Source organism: Candidatus Binatia bacterium, from assembly GCA_023150935.1.
In the GTDB taxonomy this organism is placed as follows: Bacteria; Desulfobacterota; Binatia; order HRBIN30; family HRBIN30; genus JAKLJW01.
Window position 1 is genome coordinate 43182 of sequence record JAKLJW010000016.1, and the last position, 15246, is coordinate 58427.

At 66.5% G+C, this 15246-nt stretch carries 11 protein-coding genes; 7 read left to right on the forward strand and 4 right to left on the reverse strand.

Going from position 1 to position 15246, the window contains the following annotated elements:
* The first annotated feature begins 65 nt into the window (after window positions 1-65).
* From gyrA to L6Q96_11355, 5 genes are all read left to right on the forward strand, one after another.
* Window positions 66-2543 carry a DNA gyrase subunit A gene (gene gyrA / locus L6Q96_11335; GenBank protein ID MCK6555152.1) on the forward strand — a complete coding sequence of 826 codons (2478 nt, stop codon included), beginning with the start codon at window positions 66-68 and terminating at the stop codon, window positions 2541-2543.
* Complete coding sequence (locus L6Q96_11340) at window positions 2527-3315, forward strand: hypothetical protein (protein MCK6555153.1); 789 nt, start codon at window positions 2527-2529, stop codon at window positions 3313-3315. The genes gyrA and L6Q96_11340 overlap by 17 nt, the downstream gene beginning before the upstream one ends.
* A 231-nt stretch (window positions 3316-3546) precedes the next feature.
* A complete protein-coding gene (locus L6Q96_11345; GenBank protein ID MCK6555154.1) occupies window positions 3547-3906 on the forward strand; it encodes an Hpt domain-containing protein in 360 nt (119 codons plus the stop codon).
* A gap of 71 nt (window positions 3907-3977) precedes the next feature.
* Window positions 3978-6506 carry a PAS domain S-box protein gene (locus tag L6Q96_11350; GenBank protein MCK6555155.1) on the forward strand — a complete coding sequence of 843 codons (2529 nt, stop codon included), beginning with the start codon at window positions 3978-3980 and terminating at the stop codon, window positions 6504-6506.
* A gap of 252 nt (window positions 6507-6758) precedes the next feature.
* A complete protein-coding gene (locus L6Q96_11355) occupies window positions 6759-9383 on the forward strand; it encodes a PAS domain-containing protein (GenBank protein MCK6555156.1) in 2625 nt (874 codons plus the stop codon).
* 31 nt (window positions 9384-9414) lie between these two features.
* Here the strand turns inward: L6Q96_11355 and L6Q96_11360 are convergent, their stop codons facing one another.
* The 4 genes from L6Q96_11360 to L6Q96_11375 are packed head-to-tail and all read right to left on the reverse strand — an operon-like array spanning window position 9415 to window position 11110.
* Window positions 9415-9840, reverse strand: coding sequence for a molybdenum cofactor biosynthesis protein MoaE (locus tag L6Q96_11360; protein MCK6555157.1), 426 nt, complete (start codon window positions 9838-9840; stop codon window positions 9415-9417).
* Complete coding sequence (gene moaD, locus L6Q96_11365) at window positions 9833-10087, reverse strand: molybdopterin converting factor subunit 1 (protein MCK6555158.1); 255 nt, start codon at window positions 10085-10087, stop codon at window positions 9833-9835. Before moaD ends, L6Q96_11360 begins: the two co-directional genes overlap by 8 nt.
* A gap of 12 nt (window positions 10088-10099) precedes the next feature.
* Entirely contained in the window at window positions 10100-10600 is a 501-nt protein-coding gene (locus L6Q96_11370) for a molybdenum cofactor biosynthesis protein MoaB (GenBank protein ID MCK6555159.1), read from the reverse strand.
* A gap of 12 nt (window positions 10601-10612) precedes the next feature.
* Entirely contained in the window at window positions 10613-11110 is a 498-nt protein-coding gene (locus tag L6Q96_11375) for a hypothetical protein (GenBank protein ID MCK6555160.1), read from the reverse strand.
* A gap of 179 nt (window positions 11111-11289) precedes the next feature.
* On the opposite strand from L6Q96_11375, the gene L6Q96_11380 reads away from it, so the two are divergent.
* Window positions 11290-12063, forward strand: coding sequence for an enoyl-CoA hydratase (locus L6Q96_11380; GenBank protein MCK6555161.1), 774 nt, complete (start codon window positions 11290-11292; stop codon window positions 12061-12063).
* 208 nt (window positions 12064-12271) lie between these two features.
* Window positions 12272-15244: an ATP-binding protein gene (locus tag L6Q96_11385; protein MCK6555162.1), complete on the forward strand. Its 2973-nt coding sequence runs from the start codon at window positions 12272-12274 to the stop codon at window positions 15242-15244.
* The last annotated feature ends 2 nt before the right edge of the window (window positions 15245-15246 follow it).

Here is a 15246-nt window from a genome sequence, read left to right on the forward strand (position 1 = left end):
GCCGTCGCGAGTCGAAGGTCGAGAGGTGGAAACCTGAGCAACGAAGGAACGCACCCGCCCGCCGCATGGACACGCCGCAGACCACCAATCGCATTCCCGTCAACATCGAGGACGAAATCCGGCAGTCCTTCATGGACTACGCCATGTCCGTCATTATCGCTCGGGCCCTGCCCGACGCGCGTGACGGACTCAAGCCGGTGCACCGGCGCGTGCTCTATGCGATGTACGACCTCGGCAACGACTGGAACCGTGCATATAAGAAGTCGGCTCGCGTCGTCGGCGATGTCATCGGTAAGTATCATCCGCACGGGGACGTCGCCGTCTACGACACCATGGTGCGGATGGCGCAGGATTTCTCCATGCGCTACCCGATCGTCGACGGCCAGGGTAATTTCGGCTCGGTCGATGGCGATCCGCCAGCCGCCATGCGCTACACCGAAGTGCGCATGGCGCGCATGGCCGGCGAGCTGCTCGCCGACCTCGATAAGGAAACCGTCGATTTCGCCCCGAACTACGACGATACCTTACGCGAACCCGTCGTCCTCCCTGCGCGCGTCCCCAACCTCCTCATCAACGGCTCGGCGGGTATCGCCGTCGGCATGGCGACCAACATCCCGCCGCACAATCTCAGCGAGATCGTCGATGCGCTGATCGCCCTGATTGGCAACCCCGGCATCACCATTGACGAGCTCATGGAGCACGTCCCGGGTCCCGACTTCCCCACCGCCGGGTTCATTTATGGCCGCACCCCCATCGCCGAGGCGTACCGCACCGGCAAGGGCATCCTCCAGCTCCGCGCCCGTGCCTCGACCGAAATCGACCGTCGCACCGGCCGCACCTCGATCATCGTCCACGAGATTCCCTACCAGGTGAACAAGGCGCGTCTCATCGAGCGCATCGCGGAATTGGTCAACGAGAAGAAGATCGACGGCATCTCCGACCTTCGCGACGAGTCGGACCGCGACGGCATGCGCATCGTGATCGACCTCAAGCGCGACGCCAATTCCGAGGTGGTGCTGAACCAGCTCTACAAACTGACGCCGATGCAGGAGTCGTTCGGCGTCATCATGCTCGCCATCGTCGACGGTCGGCCCCGGCTGCTCACCCTCAAGGACGCGCTGCAGGTCTTTGTGGCCCACCGCAAGGAGGTTGTCACCCGGCGCACGGTCTACGAACTGCGCAAGGCCGAGGAGCGCCTGCACATCCTGGAAGGCTTGAAGATCGCGCTCGATCACATCGATGCAGTGATCGCTCTTATCCGCCAGGCCCCGGACCCAGCCGCGGCGCGCTCGCAGTTGGTGCAACAGTTCCAGCTCTCGCAGCTCCAGGCCCAGGCCATTCTCGACATGCGACTGCAGCGGCTCACGGGGCTCGAACGCGACAAAATCGTCGAGGAGCACGCCGAGACAGTGAAGCAAATCGCTCGATACCGGGAGATCCTTGCCAACGAGCGCGAGGTGGCCGCCATCATCGTAGCAGAGCTGGAGGAAGTGAAACGGCTCTATGGCGATGCACGGCGCACCGAAATCGTCGCGCAGAGCACCGACCTCTCGATGGAGGACCTGATCGCCGACGAAGACATGGCGGTCACCATCTCGCACGCCGGCTACATCAAACGGAATCCGGTGACCGAGTATCGGGCCCAGCGCCGCGGCGGCCGCGGCAAGATCGGCGCGACGACCCGCGAGGAGGATTTCGTCGAGCATCTCTTCATCGCCTCGACGCACACCTCGATCCTGTTCTTCACTACCAGCGGTAAGGTGTACTGGCTCAAGGTCTACGAGGTACCGCACGCCGGCCGCGCGGCGCGCGGGCGGCCCATCGTCAACCTCCTCAATCTCGCCGCCGACGAGAAGATCTCCGCCTTTCTGCCGGTGCGCGCTTTCGAGACGGGCAAGTACGTCTTCATTGCCACGCGCAACGGGACCGTGAAGAAGACCGATCTGATGGCGTTCTCCAACCCCCGCAAGGCCGGCATCATCGCGATCAGTCTGGAAGAAGGCGACGAGGTGATCGGCGTACGTCTCACCGACGGACAGGAGGAGATCATCCTGTCGACCCGGGAAGGGCAGGCGATTCGCTTCCGCGAATCCGATGTGCGCCCGATGGGACGCGGCGCCGGCGGCGTCCGCGGCATATCGCTCGAGGCGGGCGACAGCGTCGTCGCTGCTGCCGTTCCGGCGGCGAAATGTACGATCCTCAGCGTTGCGGAGAACGGCTACGGTAAGCGTACGGCAGTCGACGAGTACCGCCTCACCTCGCGCGGCGGCAAGGGCGTCATCACCATGCAGACCACGGAAAAGACCGGCAAAGTGGTGGGCGTGCGGATGGTAGCCGACGAAGACGATGCCATGCTGATCACCAATGGGGGCAAGGTGATTCGGACGCCGGTAAAGGGTATCTCGGTCATCGGTCGCAATACTCAGGGGGTCCGCCTCATAGAACTGGCCGAGGGCGAGCGCGTGGTCGCGGTGGCGCGCCTGGCTGAGCGCGACGCGGACGATCCCGAGAACGGAGGAACCGGCGATGAGGGGCAGCCCTGAAACCACCCGCGCGGTATGCGTGGCCGCGGCCATCCTGGTGTGGTGCGGCGTGGCCGCGGCGGCCGAGCCGACCCTGACGGCAACGGCAAACGCCGCGCGGGTCCGTAACGACGCCTGGGTGGCCCCGGTGCGATTGGTGGATACCGAGTGGTGGATCACGGTCGACGGGCGGCGCGGCGCCGAGCCCCTGTCGGCGATCGAGTACCAGGCCCGGTTCGTCGACCCCGAAGGCGACGACCAGCGGCCTAACGTCGGCACGATCGACATCGACCCGGCGAACGGCGACCGGGTCCAGGGCCGCATTGACCTCGTGGTGCCGACGCGCACCGACTACCTGCGGCCCGTGCGAGTGCGGCTGCGCTTGCGCGACGCCGGCAACGGCACCAGCGAGTGGGTCGACGTGAAGTTCCCGGTGCCCGCGACCATCGCACCCGTGGGCGAGGCCCCGGCGGCGGTAGCAGCCCCCGTGCCGGTGGTGAACGAGACTCGCGAAGTGCTCGGTGAGGTCGAAACGGAGGTCGAGGAAGATGCGAGCATCGCCGACGTTCGGCGCGCACTGCTCGTGCAGGCCCGGGCCCGCGGGGCCACCGATGTAGACAATCTGCGCCTCCTCGCCAGCGACGGTAAGCGCAGCAAGTTCGGCGCCGATGCCGTACGGGTGGTCCGTGCCGAGGCGCCGATACCGACCGCAATGCCCCCGGCCGCCCCAGAACTCACACCTGTACGCGACCGGAAGGTCGGTTCCATTACCATGCGGCACGGCCGTTACTGAACCCCGGCCCGCCGGCGCGACAACCCGGCGCCGAATCCCGAGGCTGCCGACTACCCGGCGGCACGTTACGGCTCTTGCCGACGAAAGCCGTCACCGCGTTGTCACGATCCGAGCGTGTCCACCGCACAGCCTGCGGAGTCTTAGTACCTTGGCATGCTGCTTGCGTGGTTACGCCCACATGGCTGGGAACGTGCATCCAGTGCGGTTCCGATGTGGTGTGAGGAGGCGGGAATGAAGGCTCTGGACGGGGTGCCGGAAGACCGGAAACTGGACGAGGCGGCCATGCTCGAGCAGTTCGAAGGCGACCGTGAGCTTCTGCTCGAAATCGTGGGGCTTTTTCTGGAGGACTGCCCGCGTCGCCTGACCGTTGGACGGCGGGCCGTGGCGGCGGGCGATATGGCCACGCTGGTGCGGGTTGCTCACTCCCTGAAAGGGTCGGCGGCGAACTTCGGCGGCAAGGCCGCGAGTGCAGCGGCGCTGGCGGTCGAAACCGCTGCTCTCGCCGGCGACGCGACGGCGGCCGCAGCCGCGTGGGAACGACTTGAAACCGAGATTGCCTGGTTGACCGCAAACCTGGAGCAATGGGACTAAACGCGGCGTGCCAGGCATCTTCATTTCCCAATGACTCCGCGGAGGCGTGCGGCGTAAACGACGTGCGCCCGGTGCTGGCGCGCCGCCTGCGCCTGGGCGCCGCCGTCGCTCTGGCGGCGACGGCGCTGACCGTGCTCGGCGACGGTCATAGCAGTGCCCACAGCCCCAACTGGCTGTTTACCGTTCAGCTTCTACAAGCGCTGTTTCTCCTTGCCGTCTGGCTGTGTATGCGCGCACCGGCTCTGGTGGCGCGTGCATCCACCGTTGCCGTTGTTGCGGTGATCGGCGTTTCGGCAACCCTGGGGGTCACCGGTGTACTGCGAGGGAGTGTCGGCTCCGCGGCCATGCTCCTGCTGTTCACCGTGGTCGGAGCGGCCCTCATATTGCCGTGGGGGCTCCGCCGGCAGGTGCTGGTGGTCACCGGCGCCGGCATCGTCCTGGCGGCATGTGTCTTCGCCATCGGCGGCTCGACGCCGCAACTCTTTAGTCCGGAACTGTTACCCGTAGCGCTGGGATTTTGCGCATCCCTGTATGCAGCGTACGAACTGGAAAGACATCGGCGCGCCGCCAACCGGCACACCCGTGCCCTGCAATTGCGAGATGCCGCCCTCTCGGCGGCGGCCAACGGCATCTTCATCACCGGGCCCGATGGGATCATTCGTTGGGTGAATCCGGCCTTTGCGGATCACATGGGTTACGCCCGCGACGAACTGATCGGGCAAACCCCGGGCGTGTTCGGATCGAGCGACCAGAACCGCGAATTTTTCGAGAAGTTCCGGACGCAGATCGGAGCCGGGAAGGTCTGGCGCGGCGAGATCGTCAATCGCCGCAAGGACGGTACGCAGGTGCCCATGGAAATGACGATCACCCCGGTTCTCGGTCGCAGGGGTGCGATAACCCATTTCGTTGCCGTCGAGCAGGACATCAGCGAACGACTCGCGGCCGAGCAGGCACTGCGCCGGAGCGAACAGCACTTTCGGTCGCTGATTCATAATGCCCCGGACCTGATCACGCTCGTCGATGCCGCAGGAACGATCCAGTACGACAGTCCCGCGATCGAACGTATGCTGGGCTATGCCGTCGGGGAGCGCTACGGCCGCGACGCATTGGCGGGAATCCACACGGACGACCTCGACACCGTACGGGCGGCTTTCATGGCGTTCGCGCAGGAACCGGACGCCACCACCCCGGTGAGCTTCCGTTACCGGCACAAGAACGGTTCCTGGCGTCACCTCGAGGCAGTGGGCCGCAACCTCCTCCACGATGCCGCCGTGGGCGCCCTCGTGATCAACTCCCACGACGCAACCGAGCGCGTGCTGGCGGAGGAAAACCTGGCGCGTGCCAAGGAAGCCGCCGAAACCGCCAACCGGGCCAAGACCGAATTCCTCGCCCGGATGAGTCACGAGATCCACACGCCGCTGAACGCCATTCTCGGAATGACCGAGATTGCCATGACCAGCCCGCTCGCCCCGGAGCCGCGCGAGTGCCTCGAAACGGCGCGCGGTGCCGCACGCGCCCTGGTGGGGCTGGTCGACGACATCCTGGATCTAGCCAAGCTCGAGGCCGGTCAACTGGTGCTCGACCGTTCCACTTTTGCGGTCCGAGAAGAATTGGCGCCGACGGTGCAAATCATGACGGCACGGGCGCGACAACGTGGATTGGCTTTCGACTGGTCTGTCGCGGAGGAGGTGCCGGTCAGCCTGATTGGCGACTCGCGCCGGTTGTCCCAGGTAATGCGGCACATGGTGGGTAATGCCATCAAGTTCACCGAGCATGGCCGGGTCGACGTCTCCATCACCCTGGTCGACGCTGCTCTCGGCTCGGACGATGCGGTCCTCCACGTGCGCGTGCGCGATACCGGCCCGGGCTTCGCACCGGACAAAATCGAGTCGCTGGTAGCGCCGTTCGAAGTCGCCGACAGCTCCAACAGCCGACGATACGGGGGAACGGGGCTCGGCCTGTCGATCGCTCGAGCCCTGATCCACATGATGGGCGGGCGCCTCTGGGTCCAGAGCGAACCCGGCGAAGGGAGCACTTTCCACTTCACCGTGCGCCTGGCCCTACAGCCGGCCACGGCGGTGACCCGCGCTGCCGAACCCGAAAACACCGACCACGACGAGAACGGCTCCGGTCGGCCGGTGCAACCCCTGCGCCTGCTGGTGGTCGAGGACAATCTCGTCAACCAGCGCGTCATGGTGCGTCTTGCGGAACGGCGAGGGCACGCGGCAACGGTAGCCGGAAATGGACGCGAGGCCCTGCAGTGTCTTGCGGAGCAGGCCTTCGACGTCGTGTTAATGGACGTACAGATGCCGGTCATGGACGGCATCGAAGCGACCGTCGCCATACGGGAGAGTGAATCCGAAACGAGCGCGAGAATGCCGATTGTTGCGGTCACCGCGCACGCCATGAAAACCGACGAGGAGCGCTGCCTGGCGGCAGGTATGGACGCCTATGTGGCCAAACCGTTCGACGCCGACCGGTTGTTCTCGCTGGTCGAGCGCCTGGCGAGCGAGGCCGCGCGCCGCCGGGAAGGCGCGGCGGGGTCCGGCGAGCCGGACTGCGGCATGGTGGCGCCGGCACGAAGCCGAGCCTCGGGTTAGCAGCCGACCATTGAGGCCCGAGCCGCAGCGGTGGAGCTGCGTAACGGGATCGAAGTCGGACCGTCGCAATGCTCGCCGGTAGCAGTTTGCCCGCAGCGGTCGATTCTCGACGGTTGACTGCGGACGCGAGCGGTATTGCATCGGGGTCAGGCAATCTCGACCGATGCCCGAATACGTGTCGACCGCGCAGGCGATGTGCTAACGGTAGCGACGGATATGGACACGGGCACGTTTGCTGGATCGGTCCCGCCGATGCATGAACCCGGCGCCGCCGCCGACGGCTATGGAACCCGCGAGTTGCTGGCGCAACGCGTGCGCGCCATGTGCTGGGTGCTGCTTTGCAGTCTGGCCCTCTTCACCGTACGTGACCTGCTGGTGGGCGGTCCGGCGCTCGTACCGCTCCTGCTCCTCAAAGGGTTCCAGATCGGATTGGTGGTCGGACTACTGTACGTGGTGGTGCGAGAGATCTGGCCCTACCGCATGCTCGCGCTGACGGTGGCGGTTTCCGTCCTCCTGGCCTTCAGCACTGCCGTGGCCGGCGTGTTTCGAAACGATCTCGGGACCTGGCCCCTGCTCTACGTTGCCTACATCATGGTTACGGCAACGATGTTCCCATGGGGTCCGCTGCCCCAGGCCATCGTTGGGTTGTCGGGATTGCTGGCGCTGGCGGCCAACGTGTACGGCGTGCAGGGCCACTTTGGGCTGGGGACAGCCCCGGTCGCTGCCGTGCTCGCGGCTTTCGGGATCTCGGTCTATGTCGCCGCGGAGTTCGAGCGCTACAGGGAAGCTCTGGACGAACGCTATCGGGAGTTGGAGGAGAGCGAGCAGCGCCAAAGTGCGGTCGTGCGCGCGGTTCCGGTGACCCTGCACCGCGCCGACGTCCGCGCCGGTCGGGTCGGCGCGGTGTGGTTGAGCGACAACGTGGAGCGGGTCACCGGCTTCAGCCGCGGCGAGTTGCTGCGTCCCGGCGCCGTGGCCTTCTGGGAGTCGCGCCTTCATCCGGACGAACGCGACCGGGTGCGGCGACAACTGATCGACATGCTGAAACACGGGGCGGTGTCCCTGGAGCACCGCTGGCGCTGCGCCGACGGCGATTACCGATGGTTCCTCTACCAGGGCGTCGTGCGGCGCGGCGCCGACGGGTCGGCGGCGGAGGTCGTGGGGAGTTGGCTCGACATCACCGAACGTAAGCGAGTCGAGCAAACGCTGGCGGAAAGCGAGGAGCGCTTGCAACTCGCTCTCCGTGGTTCGAAGGACGGCGTCTGGGATTGGGACATGGCGAGCGGGTCGGTCTACTTCAGCCCACGGTGGACCGCGATGCTGGGCTACGAGCCCGAGGATCTGGTCGGGACCATTCGGACGTGGGAAGGCCTGATCCATCCCGACGACGCAGAGCAGGTCCGTGCCACCTGGCGCGGGCACATGGCCGGCGACGTCCCCTCGTACGAGGCGGAGTATCGGTTGCGGACGAAAGCGGGAGCCTGGCGCTGGGTGCGGGTGCGCGGTCAGGTGATGGCGCGCTCGCCGGAGGGGCGGCCTTTGCGCGCGACGGGCACCCTCGAAGATATCCACGAACGCAAACGCATGGAGGAGGAGTTACAACGGGCCAAGGCCGCTGCGGAGTCCGCCAATCGCGCCAAGAGCCAGTTTCTGGCCAACATGAGTCACGAGATCCGCACGCCGATGAACGCCATCATCGGTATGACCGATCTCACCCTGGATACGCAGCTCACCGCCGAGCAGCACGCGTATCTGGAGATGGTCCGCTCGTCGGCGGATTCGCTGCTAAGGGTGATCAACGACATCCTCGATTTCTCCAAGATCGAAGCCGGTAAACTCTCCCTCGAGTACGTGCCGTTTCACCTCGCCCATCATCTCGACACCACTCTGCAGCCGCTTGGGGTGCGCGCCAGCCAGAAAGGCGTGGCCCTGGTGTGGGACGTGCACCCCGACGTCCCCAGCGAGCTGGTCGGCGACCCGGGACGGCTATGTCAGGTGGTCGTCAATCTCGTCGGCAACGCCATCAAGTTCACCGAACAGGGCGAGGTCACGTTGCGGGTCGACGTCGCCGACGCGCAGCTCCCCGCCGGACCGGCGCCGCCCGGCGCAGAGGAAACCGGGTTCGCCCTCGGCGATGCATACGCGTGGAGGACGCTGCACTTCTCGGTGCGCGACACCGGGCTTGGCATTTCGGAGCACCAGCAGGAACGTATCTTCAGCCCGTTCGAACAGGCCGATGCCTCGACGACGCGCCGGCACGGCGGCACCGGCCTGGGATTGTCGATCTCCTGGCAGCTTGTGCGGATGATGGGCGGGTACATGTGGGTGGAGAGCCAACCTGGGCAGGGCAGTACCTTTCACTTCGTCCTGCCGTTTGCCGTGGCGCCGGCGCACGAGGGCGCCACGCCGGACGTGAGCCGGACATCAGAAGTCGATGCCGACCGTCAGGCAAGAGGCGACGGGGCCTCGGCTGACGGCTTGCGTATCCTCCTGGCGGAGGACAACTTTACGAATCAGCAAGTGGTGCTGAGTTTGCTCGAAAAGCGCGGCCACAGGGTAACGGTGGCGAGCGACGGCCACGAAGTGCTCAAGGCGCTCGCCCGCGCGCAATTCGATGTCGTGCTCATGGACGTACAAATGCCAGGACTCGATGGCATGGAGGCCGCGGCAGCGATCCGGGCGAACGAGGCGCGCAACGGCGGTCACGTGCCCATCGTCGCCGTGACGGCGCATGCAATGAGCGGCGACGCCGACCGGTTTCTGGCGGCGGGCATGGATGCCTATCTCGCCAAGCCGATCGATTCGCGCCGGCTTTTCGAGGTTCTCGATCGTCTCACCGGCCGTCCCGAGAACGCCGTCGGCGGGCGGCAAGCCTGAGCGCGGAGCGGTCGTGGGTGGCGACCGGCGGTCAACCCTGAGGGGGACCGCTCTGGGCCCCGATCCACACTTCCCCGCCCTCGAAATGCTCCTTCTTCCAGATCGGGACGACTTCCTTGAGACGGTCGATGGCATAGTGGCAGGCCGCAAAGGCGTCGGCGCGATGCGCGGCCGACACGGCGATGACCACACTCGCCTCGCCAAGGGCGACCACTCCCAGCCGATGCACGATCGCGATGCGCACGATCGGCCAGCGCTCGTAGCAGGTGGCGGCGATCTTGCGCATCTCCGCCAGCGCCATGGGTTCATAGGCTTCGTACTCGAGGCGGCGGACGCGCCGCCCCGCATTGTGCGCGCGCGTCGTTCCGACGAAAGTCACCGTTGCGCCGCTGGCGGGGTCGGCTACCGCAGCAACGACCCGAGCGACGTCCACCTCGGTGTCGACGATCTCAATCATCGCACCCTCCGCTCACCGGCGGTATCAACGCGATCTCGTCCCCGTCGGACAGGCAATGCGTCCTGCCGACATACTCCTGGTTCACGGCGAACGACAGCGACGCGGCGAATACGCCGAGCGCGGGATGCGCCGCCTGCAACTGGGCCCACAGCGCGGCAACGGTGATGCCCTCGGGAACCTCCAGTTCGCGGGCCGACTCGCCCAGTCGTTCGCGGACGGCGGCAAAAAAGCGCAGGTGTACCTTCATGGCAGTCGCCCTTCACTGGCGCAGTAGTCCTGCCACATGGCCGAGTTCGGGCAAGATCAGGCGAGTCATGGCCAACTCCACCGCGGCGGTCGAGCCCGGCAAGACGAAGATCACGCGTTCGCCGCAGACGCCGGCCGTGGCCCGGCTGAGCATGGCGGCCGCCCCGATGTCGGCAAAACTGAGCATGCGGAAGAGTTCGCCAAAGCCGGGGATTTCCTTCTCGAGCAGCCCGCGCACCGCTTCGTAAGTGGTGTCGCGGCGGGTCAGCCCGGTCCCGCCGTTAACGATAACCGCGACCGCCGCGGGCGGCAGAGCAGCAATGACGGCCCGAATGGCGTCCGGCTCGTCCTTCACCAGGGCGTATGCCTCGACTCGATGCGCGGCGGCCTCGAGAAGCTCGCGAATACGCCGGCCGCTACCGTCGGTTTCCGGGGTGCGCGTGTCGGACACGGTGAGCACGGCGCAGCCGATGTGGGTGGCGTCGTGCCGGCGGTGATGATGATGTGCGCTCATGGCGGGGCGTGCTCACCCTGCGTCGCCGGCGCGAGGTGCACGCCGCGCCACCCGCTCGGCAATCGGCGTCCGCAGCGCCGGGGCCTTGGCCCCACCGTCGGCGCCGATGCGCGCGATCGCCACTGGCGCGGCGCCGTCGAGCCGCGCCAGCAGCTGCCAAGCGTCGTGGAACCTCGCGTACTTCCCGGAGTACGGTCGCTTCGAGTCGGGAAGGTAGAAGGTCTTGCCAGTGCGCGCTGGCCACGGAATCACGTATGCGTTGCGCAGGTTGACGGTGCGGGACCCGAGCGGCACGCAGATGAAGAAATCGCAGTAGCGCGCATCGATCTTGCCGCGATGATGGAAGTTGAAGTTCCAGGCGCGGTAGACGTAGCTGTAGACGCGCTTGCCGAGCCGCACCTGCCGCCTGTAGGAGCTGGGAAATGCCGTGCGCAGGGCTACACGAACCTGCCCGTCAACGAGGAAGTCGTAGCGCGCCAACGGGTCGGCCTCGCAGACGTCGAGCTTCATTCGGCGCAGCCGCGCGAGCACTCTTGCCTTTGGGATGTCGTGGATGCCGGGCCTGTCCATAGCTTGCGAAAACGATTTCCTCTTAGCATGGGCGCGTGTGGCGGACCAAGCCGCACGGCCGAACGCAGGCAGCGATCGTATTTCCGCGCTACGCTATCGATAAGGTCAAGGAGGCCAACGTGAACGAAGCGAGCATTGCGGTGCAGCACGGCAGCATTACCTCGATCACCCTCAATCGCCCGGAGCGGCGCAACGCCCTGTCCCTCGATACGATGACCGCACTCATCGACGCGCTCCACGAGGTCGCGGCGCGGCCGGCGGCGCGAGTCGTCGTTCTCGCCGGCGCCGGACCGGTGTTCTCCGCGGGACACGATCTGCGCGAAATGATCGACGGCGATATCGCTGCCTACCGCCGCATCTTCGACGTTTGCACGCGACTGATGACCACCGTGCAGGAGATCCCGCAGCCGGTCATCGCGCGCGTCCACGGCCTGGCCACCGCGGCAGGTTGTCAGCTCGTGGCGAGCTGCGACCTCGCCGTCGCCGCCGCCTCGGCACGCTTCGCCACCCCGGGCGTGAACATCGGTCTGTTCTGCACCACCCCCATGGTGGCCCTGACCCGAGCCATCGGCCGCAAGCGCGCGCTCGAGATGCTGCTGACCGGAACGGCGATCGACGCGGCCACCGCCGCCGAGTGGGGCCTCGTCAATCGGGTTGTCCCCGACGCCGAACTCGACGCGGCCACCACCACGCTGGCCGAACAGATCGCCCGCGCCAGCACCTTTACAGTCGCCCTGGGCAAGCGGGCGTTCTATGCCCAGATCGACCTCGACCAGTCCAAAGCTTACGCGTACGCAAAAGAGGTCATGAGCATGAACACCCTCGCCGCCGACGCGCAGGAAGGAATGTGTGCCTTCCTCGAGAAACGGCCGCCGGTGTGGAAGGGACGGTGAACTGCCCCGTCCGCCCACCCCGTCCGCCCGGATTTCCCCGGCGTCGTATCCCGGTTCCGCGCGACCCGAAACCGTCCCTTTCGTGACAATTCCATCCCGGGGTGGCTCCTTTACGCCGCGATGAAAGGCGCCGGCACCGCCAGGCACACTACCGCAGACCGCGACGAAACTGGCATGTATTCTGCTTATGCGGGTAGGACGAGTCCAGATGGCAGACGCCGGGGCGCTCGATCGGGGGGTTGGGATGGCATTCGAGGTATTGCCGGCCCGCAATCCTGCGGAGTCCCGGCGGGCGCTTCGGACGTCCGGCCGTGGCGTCGTCGATTCACTATTCGCTCCGGCCGACGCCGTGCTTGGGCGGTTGCGAACTCCGCAACGCCTTGCACTCGTCGCCCTGCTGTGTGTCGGGGCCGTCGTCACGTGTTGGTCCCTGGTCGCCAGCGAGCTGGCGCGTACCGCCTCCCGGGTCGACAGCGAACGTCTCGCCAACGAGTACAGCCGCGCGCTCGTGGTGCTGGTCGGTAGACTCGACCACTACGAAACCCTCCTCGCTCTGCGTCGAAGCGGGGATGGACCTGTGCTCGACGCGATTGCCGCCGAGCAGCGAGAGATCGACCGCCTGATGGCCACGATCGGGGCGCTGGATGCGCGGGCGAACGAGAGGCTGGGCACGGCGCCGAAATGGCAGGCCATTGTTCGTGCCTGGAAGACCGCGCAGGCCGATGTGCCGCCCGCCGGTACCGGTCGCCGCGGACAAGAATCTGTACCGGTGCGAGGCAAAGGAGCCGCAACGGCGGTGGACAAGCAGGCGGCTGCCCTCCTGGCCTATTTGCGCGATGCCCCGGCGTTGGCCGAGGCCGGCGTTCTGCAGACCGCACAGGGGGTGGAGATGCTCCTGGCCGCGATCGGCCGTGCCCCCAGCCAGATCGGGGACGCTCAGGCGGTGCTTGCGGGAGCCCGCGCTCGCGGCGCGCTCGGGGCCGACGAAAGAGCGCGCCTCGTTCGCCTGACCGCCTCCATCCGCTCGGCGGCCGACCGATTCGACCGCAATGCCCAGGGATTGTTCCAGGAGAGGCCGGTCCTGCGCGATCAGATCGGCGCCCTCGTGCTCGACTTCTTCATCGCCGCCCACCAGTTCCTCGACGTCGTCGAACAGCAGGTGCTCAAGAGCGGCGACCTGTCCCCCGCTAACACCCACGCGGTAGCCGCCAAAGCCGTCGAGGCTGCGGTTCGCCTTCGGGACGCTCCCGCGGTTCTCGCCGACGGTGCGCTTGCGGCTCGACAGCGAACGGTAGCGCTCAATCACTGGCTCATGGGATTGGCCCTCGGCGGCACCGCCCTGCTGCTCGTATATACGCTGTTCGCCTTTCACCGCAGCGTCAACGGCACCATCGCCAGCCTGCAGCGAGTTGCGCAGCGTCTGCCCCACCTGAACGAGGAATATGCACGGGCCCGCGAGGAAAAGGAGCGCGCGGTCGCCGCCGAGGCGCGCCTCCGCGATAGTGAAGAACGCTTTCGCAGCGCCTTCGACAACGCACCGATCGGCGTGGCCCTCCTGTCGCCGACCGGCAAGTTCCTCCAAGTAAACCGGTCGCTCTGTTCTCTCCTCGGTTATGCCCCCGACGAGCTGCTCGGCAAAAGCGTTAACCAGATTACCCACCGCGACGACATCGATCAGGATCGGTTGCAGCAGCAGCAGATGCTGGCCGGCGAGATTGCCCACTGCCGAATGGAGGAGCGCTATATCGACAACGCCGGCGAGCCGGTCTGGGTCCTGCGCAGCGTGTCGCTGGTGCGCGACGCCAACGAGGTTCCCATGCACTTCATCGTGCAGGTCGAAGACATCGGCCAACGCAAGGCCGCCGAAGCCGAAATGCAGCGCGCCAAGGAAGCGGCCGAGGCCGCCAGCCGCGCCAAGGGCGATTTCCTGGCCACGATGAGCCACGAGTTGCGGACGCCCATGAACGGCATCATCGGCATGGCCGGCCTGTTACTGGACACGGAAATGAACTCCGAACAGCACGAGTACGCGGAGACCGTGCGCGACTCCGCCGAGGCCCTCCTGACCATCGTCAACGACATCCTCGACTTCTCCAAGATCGAGGCCGGCCGCATCGAACTGGAGCACGTCGACTTCGACCTGCGATCGACCGTCGACGACGTCATCGACCTGCTCGCCGGACAGGCGCGCGGCAAGGGCCTGCGCTTGAGTGCCAGTGCCGCACAAGGCATTCCGGCGCTGGTTCGCGGCGACCCCGGCCGTGTGCGGCAGATCCTGCTCAACCTCATCGGCAACGCCGTGAAGTTCACCAATAGCGGCTCCGTATCCGTGGAAGTCGGTGTCAATCCCGCGGCATCCGACCGTGAACGGCCAGCGACGAAGGACGACCAGCCGCCGCCGGCCGGCGACACGCCACGGCCGGCTGCCGGGGTCGCCATTCGCTTCACGGTCCGCGACACCGGCATCGGCATTTCCCCGGAAGCTCAGCAGCGGCTGTTCCAGTCGTTCTCCCAGGCGGATGCGTCGACGACCCGGAAATACGGCGGCACCGGGCTCGGGCTGGCGATATCGCGCCGACTCGCCGAATTGATGGGCGGTAGCGTTGGGGTCGACAGCGTCGTCGGCAAAGGAAGTACGTTCTGGTTCACGGTGCCGTTCGAACCGCCGGCAAATGCGCAGCGCCCACAGGCGCACAGCCGCCCGACGCGGGGCGAGCGATCGGACCCCATCGGCACCACCACCGAGGCCCTCCTGAGTTCGCGCATTCTGGTTGCCGAAGACAACGCCGTTAATCAGAAACTAACGGTCCGCATGCTGGAAAAGCTCGGCTACCGCGCCGACGTGGTAGCCAATGGTATCGAAGCCGTGGAGGCGATCGGCCGGATCTCGTATGCGCTGGTCCTGATGGACTGCCACATGCCGGAGATGGACGGCTTCCAGGCCACCGCGGAGATCAGGCGCCGGCAGGGTACCGACCGCTGCATCCCTATCGTCGCGCTGACTGCCAGCGCCATGCAGGGCGATCGCGACATCTGCATCGCGGCCGGCATGGACGATTACCTTTCGAAGCCGGTCAGACTCGCCGACCTCGACGAGTGCCTGCGGCGCTGGCTCGCCGCGAGCCAGACGCAGGCTTCAATCCCGACGCCCCCGCCCTCGGTTGCGGAAGCGGCGGCGTGATC

Coding starts and splice junctions, on each gene's coding strand:
- gyrA (MCK6555152.1), top strand. CDS start 66: ATGGACACGCCGCAGACCACCAATCGCATTCCCGTCAACATCGAGGAC.
- L6Q96_11340 (MCK6555153.1), top strand. CDS start 2,527: ATGAGGGGCAGCCCTGAAACCACCCGCGCGGTATGCGTGGCCGCGGCC.
- L6Q96_11345 (MCK6555154.1), top strand. CDS start 3,547: ATGAAGGCTCTGGACGGGGTGCCGGAAGACCGGAAACTGGACGAGGCG.
- L6Q96_11355 (MCK6555156.1), top strand. CDS start 6,759: ATGCATGAACCCGGCGCCGCCGCCGACGGCTATGGAACCCGCGAGTTG.
- L6Q96_11360 (MCK6555157.1), bottom strand. CDS start 9,840: ATGATTGAGATCGTCGACACCGAGGTGGACGTCGCTCGGGTCGTTGCT.
- moaD (MCK6555158.1), bottom strand. CDS start 10,087: ATGAAGGTACACCTGCGCTTTTTTGCCGCCGTCCGCGAACGACTGGGC.
- L6Q96_11370 (MCK6555159.1), bottom strand. CDS start 10,600: ATGAGCGCACATCATCATCACCGCCGGCACGACGCCACCCACATCGGC.
- L6Q96_11375 (MCK6555160.1), bottom strand. CDS start 11,110: ATGAAGCTCGACGTCTGCGAGGCCGACCCGTTGGCGCGCTACGACTTC.
- L6Q96_11385 (MCK6555162.1), top strand. CDS start 12,272: ATGGCAGACGCCGGGGCGCTCGATCGGGGGGTTGGGATGGCATTCGAG.